Annotated in this window: 11 protein-coding genes and 1 tRNA gene; 6 read left to right on the top strand and 6 right to left on the bottom strand. The window is 43.9% G+C overall.

The window, feature by feature from the left end; all coding sequences use genetic code 11:
- Positions 1–75: 75 nt before the first annotated feature.
- The 3 genes from R7093_RS03125 to yejK all read right to left on the bottom strand — a co-directional run bounded on the left by R7093_RS03125 (position 76) and on the right by yejK (position 3753).
- Entirely contained in the window at positions 76–1239 is a 1164-nt protein-coding gene (locus tag R7093_RS03125) for a hypothetical protein (RefSeq protein ID WP_047103468.1), read from the bottom strand.
- Between the two features lie 104 nt (positions 1240–1343).
- On the bottom strand, positions 1344–2672 hold the full coding sequence (locus R7093_RS03120) for an Hpt domain-containing protein (protein ID WP_031812878.1): 1329 nt from the start codon (positions 2670–2672) through the stop codon (positions 1344–1346).
- Positions 2673–2754: 82 nt separating this feature from the next.
- The gene (gene yejK / locus R7093_RS03115) at positions 2755–3753 is read right to left on the bottom strand and encodes a nucleoid-associated protein YejK (RefSeq protein ID WP_005380723.1); all 999 of its coding nucleotides are present in this window, start codon (positions 3751–3753) and stop codon (positions 2755–2757) included.
- Between the two features lie 85 nt (positions 3754–3838).
- Here yejK and R7093_RS03110 point away from each other — a divergent pair, with 85 nt between their 5' ends.
- The 3 genes from R7093_RS03110 (at position 3839) to R7093_RS03100 (ending at position 6142) form a co-directional block, all read left to right on the top strand.
- Positions 3839–4066, top strand: a complete 228-nt coding sequence (locus R7093_RS03110; RefSeq protein ID WP_005380722.1) for a YejL family protein — start codon at positions 3839–3841, stop codon at positions 4064–4066.
- 22 nt (positions 4067–4088) lie between these two features.
- Positions 4089–5897, top strand: a complete 1809-nt coding sequence (locus tag R7093_RS03105) for a DUF3413 domain-containing protein (protein WP_005380721.1) — start codon at positions 4089–4091, stop codon at positions 5895–5897.
- Between the two features lie 154 nt (positions 5898–6051).
- Positions 6052–6142: transfer RNA gene (locus R7093_RS03100), tRNA-Ser, on the top strand.
- A gap of 194 nt (positions 6143–6336) precedes the next feature.
- On the opposite strand, the gene R7093_RS03095 is transcribed toward R7093_RS03100, so the two are convergent.
- Positions 6337–7260: a histone deacetylase gene (locus tag R7093_RS03095; protein WP_047104536.1), complete on the bottom strand. Its 924-nt coding sequence runs from the start codon at positions 7258–7260 to the stop codon at positions 6337–6339.
- 271 nt (positions 7261–7531) lie between these two features.
- Here R7093_RS03095 and R7093_RS03090 point away from each other — a divergent pair, with 271 nt between their 5' ends.
- Both R7093_RS03090 and R7093_RS03085 read left to right on the top strand, forming a co-directional pair.
- Positions 7532–8221, top strand: coding sequence for an SDR family oxidoreductase (locus R7093_RS03090; RefSeq protein WP_005384911.1), 690 nt, complete (start codon positions 7532–7534; stop codon positions 8219–8221).
- A gap of 183 nt (positions 8222–8404) precedes the next feature.
- Entirely contained in the window at positions 8405–8611 is a 207-nt protein-coding gene (locus R7093_RS03085) for a hypothetical protein (protein WP_005380717.1), read from the top strand.
- 50 nt (positions 8612–8661) lie between these two features.
- On the opposite strand, the gene R7093_RS03080 is transcribed toward R7093_RS03085, so the two are convergent.
- Both R7093_RS03080 and R7093_RS03075 read right to left on the bottom strand, forming a co-directional pair.
- Positions 8662–10623, bottom strand: a complete 1962-nt coding sequence (locus R7093_RS03080) for a DNA topoisomerase III (protein ID WP_047104534.1) — start codon at positions 10621–10623, stop codon at positions 8662–8664.
- A 103-nt stretch (positions 10624–10726) separates the two neighbouring features.
- Positions 10727–11275 carry an NAD(P)H nitroreductase gene (locus R7093_RS03075; RefSeq protein WP_005380711.1) on the bottom strand — a complete coding sequence of 183 codons (549 nt, stop codon included), beginning with the start codon at positions 11273–11275 and terminating at the stop codon, positions 10727–10729.
- Positions 11276–11448: 173 nt separating this feature from the next.
- Here R7093_RS03075 and R7093_RS03070 point away from each other — a divergent pair, with 173 nt between their 5' ends.
- Complete coding sequence (locus R7093_RS03070; RefSeq protein ID WP_318146499.1) at positions 11449–12765, top strand: MFS transporter; 1317 nt, start codon at positions 11449–11451, stop codon at positions 12763–12765.
- The last annotated feature ends 125 nt before the right edge of the window (positions 12766–12890 follow it).

Below are 12890 nucleotides of genomic sequence, written 5' to 3'. Positions count from 1 at the left end.
AAGAACCTCCCTTCCGAATTCAATACTAAAAAAGAGCACTTTAAAGCGCTCTTTTTTTATTTCCAAAACAAATCGTTAGCTTTGTTTGACTGGCGTTTTCACGGCTGCACGCTTCCCAAACCAATAGCCCAAGCCAAGCGGTGCAAAGAATATAACGGCAATGAACAGAATAAAGTAGATGATGGTACTTTTGACAAGTTCAATCAGCTTAGTCATTGCGAGATTCACAACCTCTTGCGACACTCGATCCATATCTTGAGCAAACTTCTCGCGCTCATGGGTAATGATCTGTGCGATTTCTTGACGTTCTCTGGCAACCATCAGCTCTATAGCTTGGCGTTCTTCACCCAACTGAGATAAACGCGCCTCCGTCCTTTGATCGATATCGTCAACCAAAGGTTGTAACTCCAGCGCCATTTGTTCTGCCAAATAACGCATGTACTCTGGGTTGTTATCGATAAAATCCCTCATCGAATCAGCGGTAACTTGCAAACTATTGAGCGCCGCATTGACTTTTTCGATACTGGCAGAGCTATTCAAGGCCAACAACTGCGCTTTCCACGTCATAATTTTTGGTGTCTGTTCTGATACCAGACTTAGACGTTCAGAGACATCCCCAAGTGCTTCTGGCATCGTGCCTAGCGTTGTAACGGCTTCCTCTTCGCTAATTTGGTTTGCATCTAACCACCCACGGTAAGCCGGAGTCCTAATCATGCTTAAATCAGCGAATGGATGCTGCTTGGCGAACTCTGCAACAAACGTTTGTGTCTTGATGTATGCTTCTTTCTTCAATAAAGATTGAGCCAGTTTATCTACCTCTTTCGCTAAATAAACGGAAACTAACTTGGCCTCATCAGACGCAAAGAGCTCATTACCAGAAGCGGTAGTAAAGAACTGTTCCATTTGTAGCGTGAAAGTCCATGTATCAATCAGTGCAGCCATTGGGGACACTTGATACGCAGAAGCTTGGATGCCTTCTTCAGCATTTATCTTCCAAAGTAAAATATAAGATTGATGAACTTTATCATGAGGATCATATTGTTCGTGTAGTGCATCTGCTGCTTGCTCAACCTGAGCAAAAAACTGCTGCGCATACTCACGAGTCAAAAGACGCATATTGAGCTCTTGTTTGGTAAGAGGGACGGTTTGACTCTCGATCTTGACTTCGAGCAGGGAGCACCCTGAAAGCATCATAACCAGCCCTATCAACATCATTGAAGACATTCGGCGAACGGACATGAAAACACCTTTAACAAATTGTATAGAACAGGAATAAAGCGAACTAAGTCATATAGTTCGAGCCTTTATTACCTCAACTCTTATGACATTAAGTCAGAGCAATATCAATCTGTTAGCGCTTCTGTTATCTTTTCACTATTGAGAACATTATTAGCAAAAAGTATGGTTTGTTTTAGGACATCATCTAAACATGCCAACTTCTCTTCCGGCACTTTTTGCCCTTGTTTAATCAACAGTTCAATATCACCCGAAATACAGTGCAATGGCATTGCACCTAAACTCCCTGAGACCCCTTTAAGACTGTGTGCGGCTCTTTGCGCTTGCTCTTTATCCTCTTCTAACAGCTGATACATTTTAGTGCCATCGCCAGAGTGGTCCTGAATAAAGACCTCCAGTAACATCCGCACAGCGCCCTCGTCACCAGACAGAGAATCTAACATTTTATTGATATCTATGTACGGCTCACGTTCCACTACTTCCACTTGTGATGAATTCACCTCATTACAACTTTTTTCGTTCATTTGGACGTTTTGAAAATTTTCTGACTGAGCTGAGGGAACAGTGTTAGCTCCATTTTCATCATCGCCAACTTGCTCTGACTTTTTATCATCGGTTCTGGGTAGTGGTATCGGTTGAATCGTTTTTGGGGAGAAGGCTCCCCATGAAATGAGGAAAAGGAGCAAACCACTGATTACAGACAGCCAAACAATAAAAGTCATTAGCTTCTGTTCCAACTGCTCATTTATCGAAGTTAACTGGTTCGGGAAATCTGGATTAAGCAGTTGATTAGATAAATAACTGCCCTGTGCCTGAGCAGATAGTGCGCTTGAGGTTTGAGCAAGCTGGCGCTGAAGAGCGCTTCGCTCTTCGGGAGAGAGCGTCTCTGATTCAATAAAAAGTCGGTCTAAGTCACGGTAAGTATCGCTATTCGTTGCAGAGTCACTAAAGACAGACTCAAAAACAAGCGCACCTAAGCGATAGTACATTGCCTGAATTTGCTCAGAGTTTTCTGTTCGAGCACGGCTGCTTCGTAACTGTTCTGCTAACGAAACCAATTCACTGTCACTTCTTACAAAAGCTCGAGCACTTTCTAAAAATCGGTCGGTCGTATAAAGTAATTGAGTGATGTCTGGTGTGATTTTCCCTTCAGAAAACTCACTTTCAAGCTGTAAGCGAACTGCATAAGCCAACTGAAGTTTCAGTGAAATTTGGTCGACGTGTTTAACACGGTAAGGCAGATCGAAGTTAAAAAAGTGCCTGACTTCTTCAACTTTACTTCCTAACTCATTTACAGTCGAAATCGTTTGAATCGTTTGTTTGGCTTGCAGCCAAATGCCAAGTGCTAAAACACACCACAAAACGAACCAGAACCAAACAAACCGCCGTATTCCTTCTTTTAGCTTCAGCAACACTTGCCCCTCGCATATCTCCATTAATTACAAGCATATACTATGGATGTTTCTTATTCACATAAAAAAAGAGAGCCGTTTGCTCTCTTTATTTAACGATATGATTTTAATTGCGACTTAACTGATCTTTTAGATTTGGAGGCGTCCCTTTAATCGTTAAGGTATCCGTCTCTGGATCATAAAAAATACGCTCGCCAAGTAAGAGACTATCGAAGCTAATATTCAAACCACCACCAGCTCCAACAAATTTAGTCAGTTTGCGAACCGTCGCACGATCACCTGGGAAAGACTCTTCAAGCTCGTACCCTTGCTCTTTGGTGAAATCCATAAAGCTCGTGCCATCTTGGCTTTGAGGAAGCTCTCCGGAAAGCTCTGAGATTTGAACCTCATCACCGGATTTAATTTGCTCATTGCAGTAGTCGTAAACTTGTTTCTTGTACTCGTTCACTTCTTGCTTTTCTAGCTTCGAGTCAGCACAAAAATCATCCACCGCCTGCATCAACACTAAGTTTTGTTGTTTAGTATCTAAGCCAATATCCGCTTGCAGAAAATCTAGGAAGAAGTCCGCCACTTTACGGCCAACACGCCCTTTAATGTATTGCAGATAACGATTGGATTCCTTGTCGGTCTCGTAGCTCGACAGGTCGATGCGTGCGGCAATATCCATTTTGGTGATATCTAAGTAATCTGTCGCACTGATGTCCAAACCTTCGGTCACTTTTAAACTCTGATTCATTGGTAAGATACCGATGAACAAGTAGTCCGTTGCTAAACTCTGATACTCAGCGAAAACCAAGATACCTTCATCCGCAAATGGGTACTTAATCAACTCTTCTTTCAAGCGATTTGCACTAATTTGTGAGAAGTCGTAAAAATCTCGCTCTCCTTTGCGCATTTCTTGAAGCCAAAATTGAAATTCGCTGTCTGACTGGAAAGCGCCAAAACCTTTACCAGCTTTAGAATGGAATACTCGGTGAAGCTCAGCGACTAAGTTTTCTGTAGATGCATCGTTCTCTAATGATGCTGGACGAAAGTTTACAACCAGCTCGTCCTGATCGTTTTTGCACAGTTGATGCAGAATAACGTTTGAAAGATGAAGACTCATAGTGATTTTATCTTGCTACAAGGTTTTAGTTGATGGGCATTGTAGGTTATCATAAGCCGCTTTTACTATCATTATTAGAGTCTTTATGCCGATTACATCTAAATATACTGACGAGCAAGTAGAAAAAATTCTTGCTGAAGTAGCAACAGTTCTTGAAAAACATGCTGCTTCTCCTGAGTTGACGCTAATGATTGCCGGAAATATCGCAACCAATGTCTTAAATCAACGTGTTGCTGCTTCACAACGCAAAGCGATTGCTGAAAAATTTGCTCAGGCGCTGATGTCTTCTTTAGAAACACCAAAAACACACTAATCACGGACAATAGAACACATACATGGTAGACAGCGGAAACTCATACGGCGAACGTGTATCTCGACTAGTTGGTTGGGGTCACTGGTTTGCATTCTTCAATATCGTTGCATCGATGTTGATAGGCACACGCTACATTGTTCAGTCTCCTTGGCCCGAGACGTTACTTGGTCAGTTTTATCTGGCGGTTTCTTGGGTTGGTCACTTTGGCTTTCTAGTTTTCGCACTTTACTTGCTTGTTCTATTCCCGTTGACGTTTATCCTGCCATCGCGGAAATTGTTCCGTTTGGTGGCAGTGATTTTCGCAACCGTTGGGCAAACCATATTATTAATTGATACCCAAGCGTATCAGTCGATCAATTTGCACTTAACTCCCGTTGTCTGGGAGTTACTATTCAGCGAAGACAAAAGTGCACTCAGCACTGACCTACAACATTTATTTGTTGTGATGCCGCTGATCTTCCTTATTCAACTCGCACTATCCGAATGGGTATGGCGAAAACAGCGCAAACTATCTCATAAGCACGTAGGACGCCCTCTCGCGGCCGTCTTTTTCCTCAGCTTTATGACCAGCCATTTGGTTTACATTTGGGCAGATGCGTATTTTTACAACCCAATTACTAGCCAGCGTTCAAACTTCCCGTTGTCTTACCCGATGACAGCGAAGAGTTTTATGGAAAAACATGGTCTACTTGACCGTGAGGAATACCTAAAACGTTTAGCAGAAAACGAAGGCAACGTAGAGTTAGTCAACTACCCTCTTGAAAAGCTTGAGTTTAACCGCCGAGTTAATAAGCTCAATGTGTTGATGATAAGCATAAACAATTTACGAGCGGATGCGCTGAACCAAGAAGAGATGCCTAACCTCTATGAGTTTGCTGAAAACAATCAGAACTTCCGTAATCATTACAGCTCAAGTAATGATACATACGGGGCCTTTGGTTTGTTCTATGGCTTACCGACCAGTTATGCATCAAGCATCAAGGCGCAAGGTGCTTCCCCAGTATTGCTCGATGTACTGAAAGATCAGGGCTACAACTTTGGTTTATTCAGTGGCAGTGGGTTTGAAGATGATCTCTACTCAGAAATTATTTTCCGCGACTTGAACTTAGCGGAAGACCTAGATGGCACGCAAGCTCATACCGATAAACAATCTATCGCAAACTGGAATACATGGTTAGCAGAGAAAGCAAGTCAGCCATGGTTTAGTTACATCGAAGTCACCACCGTTGATAATTTTGAATCGATTCCTTCAAATAATGACGAAGAAATGCCCGCAAGTGAGCGATTCAAAAAAGCTTATGAATATGCAGTGAAGTCGGCGGATAGAACTATCGCCGGTATTATTGATGAACTAGAAACGACGGGACAACTGACAAACACCATCGTAATCATCACTTCTAATCACGGTAGTGAATTTAACGAAACCAATACGAACAGCTGGGGAGCAAACAGCAACTACAGCCGTTATCAATTACAAGTTCCGATGGTGATCCATTGGCCTGGAATGCTGGCTGGCGAATTTAATCACAGCACAAGCCACCTGGACCTCTCGGTTACACTATTGCAAGATATGCTCGGCGTATCTTCCAACCCATATGATTACAGTAGTGGTCGCAACCTATTCGATGAAAGTCGTCGTCGCTGGATCTTGGCGGGCGATACTCGCGAGCTTGCCTTAATTACTAGCTCACAAACCACAGTGATCGATAAGTTTGGCAACTACAAGCTGTATGACAAAAACTACAAACGACTTCGAGATGATGCACCGAAGTTGCCAGTTTTGATGCAAGGTTTAACTGAGTTACAGCGTTTTTATTCTAAAAACGATTAATACCTAGCAATCCATATGCTATTCAAACTCCCCTTTTTGGGGAGTTTTTGTTTATTTCAACAACACAAACCACAAATTTGCGCAGTAAACATCCAATCAGTTCAACTAGGGGTTTACAACATTTTCAAAGCCTTATATTATGCGCCTCAACAACGGAGAGATGGCTGAGTGGTTGAAAGCACCGGTCTTGAAAACCGGCATACGTTAATAGCGTATCTAGGGTTCAAATCCCTATCTCTCCGCCACATTTAGAAAAAGCCCGCTAAGAAATTAGCGGGCTTTTTCGCATCTCCAGACTTAAAAAGATTTGTACAAATCACTTATCACTTCTTGAACGCAACTAAGCACTCCGCCACACTCAGAAAGAACCCACAAAAAATTAATGCCCTTTTCGTTCGTTCCAGTGTTGAATCAATTTGATATTTACGTCTAGTTGTATCTACTCATCAATAAAGACTTCTTTAGCGGCATTGATAAGCTGCAAATGGATTGGGACGAGGTCAGCATGATTCGTTCGATATCCACCTCCAACGACAGCTGCGACAGGGATACCTCGAGATTTCACTGTTTGCATTAAAAATCTATCACGTTCTAAGATCCCTTGCGTCGACACATCAAAATATCCAAGCTCATCGTCTTGATGTATATCGACACCAGCATCGTAGATAACTAAATCAGGGCGATGAAGATTAAGTGCCATATCGACCACTTCTTTAAACGCCATTAAAAAGTCCTCATCACCTGTTCCTCGCACCAAAGGCACATCGAGATCAGACTGAGGCTTCCTCGCTGGGAAGTTTTTATCACAGTGGAAAGAAAGCGTGATGATATCTGGCTCATCGTCACATAAAGTTGCTGTTCCATCCCCATGGTGAACATCACTATCAATGATCAATACGTTATCGACATGCTCGACTTCGAGCGCTTGCCTGGCCGCGATCACTAAGTCATTAAATAAACAAAAACCACTGCCAAACTCTTTGTGTGCGTGGTGATACCCACCACTCAAATGAATGGCCACACCGTACTCAAGTGCCTTTTTTGCGGTCAGAGCCGTGCCCGCTGCTGACGTTAGCGTTCTGGTAATGAGAGACTCACTCCAAGGAAAACCTATTCGGCGCATCTTCGCAGCTGGCATGTTTCCACTAACAAGTAACTCGACGTATTCCTCGTCATGAACACGTTTTACTTCCCCAACAGTTAATGCTTCGGGCTGGAAAAACTGCGTGTGCTCTTTCCAGTTATCTTTCTCTATATGCACCAATACCGATTCATAGAGGTACTGGTATTTCATAATTGGGTAACGATGCCCCTCTGGCAACTCAAGTTGAGAATAAATCGGGTGGTAGATAAATGGCAGCATGAGAAATTCTTAATAACAATGGTAACGAAATAGTATCAACTTAAAGGGTTGAATAAAACGCAATTTAATTGATAATGATTTTCAATATCAATTAAATTTAATATACATATGAATTCTACTTTCTTTGCTATTCTCGGCGCACTGTTTGGCTCTCTTTGTGCCCTGTCCCTATTTTCATCTCTTGTTGTTGGTGCGTGGTGGTTGGTTGATTTTATTGTGCTTAACTAACACAATGACTTTCAACTGAAATCAAAAAAACATAGGTGTTTGTATGAGTCAAACCGTCTTTATTACCGGAGCAAATCGCGGCATTGGCCTTAGCTTAACTGAGCTGTACCTGAAGCAAGGCCACCAAGTACATGCTACTAGCCGTTCCTTAGAGAACAGTTCAGAACTACAAACTCTAGCCTCACAATTCAGCAATCTAGTTTTGCACGAACTGGATGTCACGCACTACGAACAAGTCGCTAAGCTTGCCGATAAACTCCCTGCCATCGACTTACTCATCAATAATGCAGGATATTACGGCCCCAAGGGATATGGCTTTGGAAATACTGACGTAGAAGCATGGCGTAAAGTCTTCGAAGTAAACACCATTGCTCCGTTAAAACTGGTTGAGTACTGTTACCCTCGCTTACAACAAGGCAAGATGAAAAAGATTGCTTGTATCTCATCAAAAGTCGGCAGTATGACCGAAAATACGTCCGGCGGCGGCTATATTTATCGCTCATCGAAAGCGGCGCTTAACTCGGTTGTTAAAAGCTTAAGTAATGATTTAACACCTGAAGGGTTTACTGTTTTGGCGCTTCACCCTGGTTGGGTAAAAACGGCGATGGGCGGGCCAAATGCTTTGATAGATACGCAAACCTCCGCGCAAGGCCTAGCGAACGTGATAGAACTGAGCACACCGCAGCTTTCAGGTCGATTTATTAACTACGATGGTACTGAGTTACCTTGGTAGCAGCATTAAGACAGAACCATCACTAAACCAAATACCATCAAAGCCAGGCTTCATAATCGTGACTTGGTTGGCAAACATAATGTTCATCAGTGATCCACCAGCATAATTCGCGCAATCTAACTTGAATTTATCTACATCCAATCCAGACTTAGGAAAAAGTAGAACAAATAAGGAGAAAGCTCGATGGCAGCAGATAGGGATTTGGTTAATTTTAGCGAAGAGCACGAACTAAATTACTGCTTGAGAAGTGCTGGTAAACGCCAAACTCAAGCGAATCGAGATACATTAGTTGACTTGGGCAACCAGGTGAAAGAGGTACTGGACAAACGCGTGTTAACTCAAGGTGAAGTAAGAGGCGCGATCCAAAACCACGGTGACCTGTTCGAGTAATCTATTTTCAAGCATGCGCGGTGTTTAATTACGCCGCGCTTGTCCTATGCCTACTTACCTTTGGTTGAACGAGATTTAGTCGCGCCACCATTCTTTGAATAACTGCGCTTTTTACGTTTAAACGCAGGACGTTCCACCTTGGGTAGATGACGTAATGAATCAGGGATAGGCCCTGCTTTTACTTGTGCCATCAAGCTATCAATGCGCTGTTCCAGTGCTTGCATGAACGGCTGATATGCGTGATTTCTCTCTGCCATACCTTGTAACTGGTGCTCCCAATGAGCCGTCATATCAGGGTATGTTGAATCTTCTGGCAAGGCATGAATGAGACCTCTTCCCGCAGGAGAACTGAGAATTGACTTACCTTGACGCGTAAGCAGTTGGCGTTTGAACAGCGTGTCCAAAATACCAGCGCGAGTCGCTTCCGTGCCTAGCCCATCAGTGTCACGAAGGATTTTTTTCAGTTCTTTATCCGCAACGTAACGGGCGATCCCGGTCATCGCTTGCAACAGCGATGCTTCGGTAAAATGCTTTGGTGGCTCGGTTTTTCGGTCTTTTATTTCCCCTTCACGACAAGTTAACACGGTGCCTTCGGGTAGCGGTGGCACGGCATCAATACCTTCATCTTCCTTGTCAGTTTTGCCCATTAGCGCTTTCCAACCCGGCGAAACTAACTGACGACCTTTCGCGACAAACGTACCACCAGCGATATCGAAAACCAATTTCGCTTCTGCGTAAACCGCCGCCGGATAGAACTGCATGAGGTACTGGCGCGCAATCAATTGATACACTTTCATCTCATTGCCGGAAAGCGCATTCACATTAGCTTGCTTCGGTGTAGGGATAATCGCATGGTGCGCATCCACTTTTTTATCGTTCCAGGCTTTGGACTTTAATGTTAAGTCTGCTCCCTGAACGGCAACTTGCAACTCTTTTGCGTTATTCGCAATAGCAGTTGTCACCGTCCCTGCTTGTGAGTAGTGTTCCATCGGTAAATAGCGACAATCTGAACGCGGGTAAGTGATCAGCTTGTGCTTTTCATACAATGCCTGACAAGTATCTAGTACTTGTTGCGCACTCATACCATAGCGCTTCGCGGCATCGATCTGTAAAGCAGATAACGAATAAGGTAATGGTGCTGATTGCTTGGTTTGCTTTTGTTCCGACTCCGTCACTTTTGCAGGTTGACTTGCGATACGGTTTGCAACATTTTCCACCAACTTACGGTTTAACACTCGACCTTCTTCGTCCTGCCAAGGCTTGCATGCCTCACTTGGCTTCCAACGAGCACGAATATCAAAAGTACCATTGGCATCTTGATATGGGATCAGAGCATGTAGGGTAAAATAGTCCTTCGGGACAAAGTTTTCGATTTCTTCATCACGACGCACCACTAAGCCAAGAACTGGCGTTTGCACTCGCCCTACCGAGAGAACACCTTGATACCCTGCTTTTTGACCAAGCAAGGTATAAGCACGAGACATGTTCATACCATACAGCCAATCAGCCCGAGAGCGGGCCAATGCAGAAACTGAAAGTGGGATAAACTCGCGATTACTGCGCATAGAACTGAGTGCGCGTTTAACCGCAGGTAAGTTCAAGTCGGAAATCAGCAAACGCTGTGTGGATTCCTTCTTGGTTTTAGATAACTTGCAATAGTCCAGAACTTCATCAACTAACAGCTGACCCTCTCGGTCTGGGTCTCCTGCATGAATGACTTCGTTAGCTTCTTTGAGCAATTTACGAATCACTGTTAATTGCTTACTTGCACTTTTCCTCGGTCTGAGCTGCCATTGCTGCGGAACAATTGGTAAATCTGCCATATTCCACTTTTTGTAACGCTCATCGTAAGCGTCGGGTTCGACTTGTTCGAGCAAGTGGCCGATACACCAAGTAACGATATCCCCGTTCCCACAGCGGATGAATCCTTGATCTTTCTTTTGAGGGTTTGGCAGTGCAGCGGCAATCGCACGGCCTAAACTTGGTTTTTCAGCAATAAACAGACGAGACATAACGTTTTGGAAATAAATATAATTAGGGCCACATTATCGAATGTAGCCCTAATAAATCAAGAAAAACTGTATAAATAAACAGTCAGTTTATTTAAGTTTTCAGTTATAGAAATTCAACAAACTGAGAAAGGTCACGCTCAGGAACTTTCATCGGTGTACAACCAGGCGTGCCTAAGTACAAGAAACCAACAATCTCATCGTCACCTTCTAAACCAAATGCTTGATGAACTTCTGGATGGAACATCCACTTACCTGAGCGCCAAAACCCTTGAAAGCCTTGCGCTACGGCTGCCATTTGCATCGCTTGTACAGCGCATCCCGCAGATAAGTGTTGCTCTAGTGCTGGTACTTTCTCATGTTCTGTTACTTTAGCAATCACCGTGATCACCATTGGTGCGCGAAATGGGGCATTCTTTACCTTTTCGACCACCGCTTCATCACTATTTTCAGCTTCTGCCGCTTTTACCAAGATATCTGACAGTTTTTTCAAACCATCGCCCTGTGCGATAACGAAACGCCAAGGGGTTAATCCCGCATGGTCAGGCGCACGAAGGCCGGCACGAATGATGTTCTCAAGTGCTTTACCTTCTGGTGCAGGCGCGGATAACTTCGCGATAGATCGGCGATTGAGCAAAAGATCGAGAGCGTCCATGAAAGAATCCTTATTGAATATCGTTGTTATTTTGTTTACGCCACTTTAGCACAATCTGCTCCTGCGAATAACAACCGGTTTTCTGCGGGCTTGATAACGTGCTTCACTTAACATCAATCTGGGTTTAATGTTAATTTATTCGCGAAATGAATAAGTTGAACATAGGCAGGTTGATGAACAAGGACAAACAAAACAGCATTTACGAAAAGATCGTTAATGACGAAGATGCCCGTGCCTGTAAGGCGATTCCTGAATCAGCTTGTCATCAAGTTCCCGGCAACTTTCTTAAAATCATTCTCGCTCAGTTTTTAACGAAAGTCGGCGATGCGTTAATCAATCCTAAAGTCACGTTGCCGTGGATACTACAAAGTCTCGGGGCTCCGGTTTACTTAATTGGTTGGCTGGTTCCTATTCGTGAGTCAGGATCCCTTATCCCACAACTTAGCATCGCGCACTACATCCGACGCATTCCAGTAAGAAAATGGGTCTGGGTAATTGGCAGCATCTTGCAGGCTCTTTCCATATTTGCAATCGGATTGGTCGCATTAACTCTAACAGGAGCAGCTGCGGGTTATGGTGTGATTGCATGTCTTGTGATCTTCAGCCTCTCACGCGGTTTAAATTCCGTCGCATCAAAAGATGTATTGGGCAAAACCATCCCTAAAAACCAACGAGGTCAAGTCAACGGCTGGTCTTCAAGCGCTGCTGGCCTGGTTACGCTGCTTTTCGCTAGCCTTCTGGCACTAGCCTGGTTATGGGACGTAGAGCCGACAGAGCGCTTTTACGGTCTGAGTTTAGGCTTAGCGGGCGTCATATGGCTCATCGCGGCATTAGTCTATGCGCGAATTAATGAGTATGCCGGTGAGGTAGACGGTGGTCGAAATGGCGTCCTCGAAGCATTTAAACAACTCGCGTTACTTAAGACAGACGTGACCTTTCGTCGATTCGTTATCACGCGGACACTATTTTTATGTTCTGCGCTGAGTGCACCGTACTACGTTGTGCTGGCACAGCAATCTCTGGGTGGACAGCTCTGGGTGCTAGCTCTCTTTATGTTTGCGAGTGGCTTAGCCTCCTTTGTGTCAGGTCCTTTCTGGGGAAGAATGTCCGATCGCTCTAGCCGCAGTGTGATGGTCATAGGCGCAATGATGAGCGCTCTACTTGGTGTTGTGTTATTTGTTTACGATACATGGGTCACCGCTAGCCAAAGCTTCCTATTCGTGATTCCTCTGCTTTACTTTTGTGTTTGTATTGCCCACGACGGAATACGAGTCGGACGAAAAACCTATTTAGTTGATATCGCAGAAGGTGACAAACGGACGAGCTATGTAGCCGTGAGTAACACAGTGGTTGGGATAATGCTGCTTCTAATGAGCTCTCTTGGTGTTATGTCGAACTTCTTGAGCCTTTCAGCTGTGGTGTTAGTGTTCTCTTTTATTACTTTTTCTGGCGTGGTAATGGCCAAACAACTGCCAGATATCAGTGACTAGTTCTATACAAAAAAGCTGCGCTCAAAGCGCAGCTTTTATGGTAAACACTGTGCCGTCCTAAATAAGGTTGACACTTTCCACCCCCAAAATTGGAGAGTGTTATGAAATCAACAACTAAAAGAACT

Source organism: Vibrio sp. 1580, from assembly GCF_033340055.1.
The sequence above is the reverse complement of the archived record's forward strand: the minus strand, read 5'-3'. Positions and strand labels throughout refer to the sequence as shown.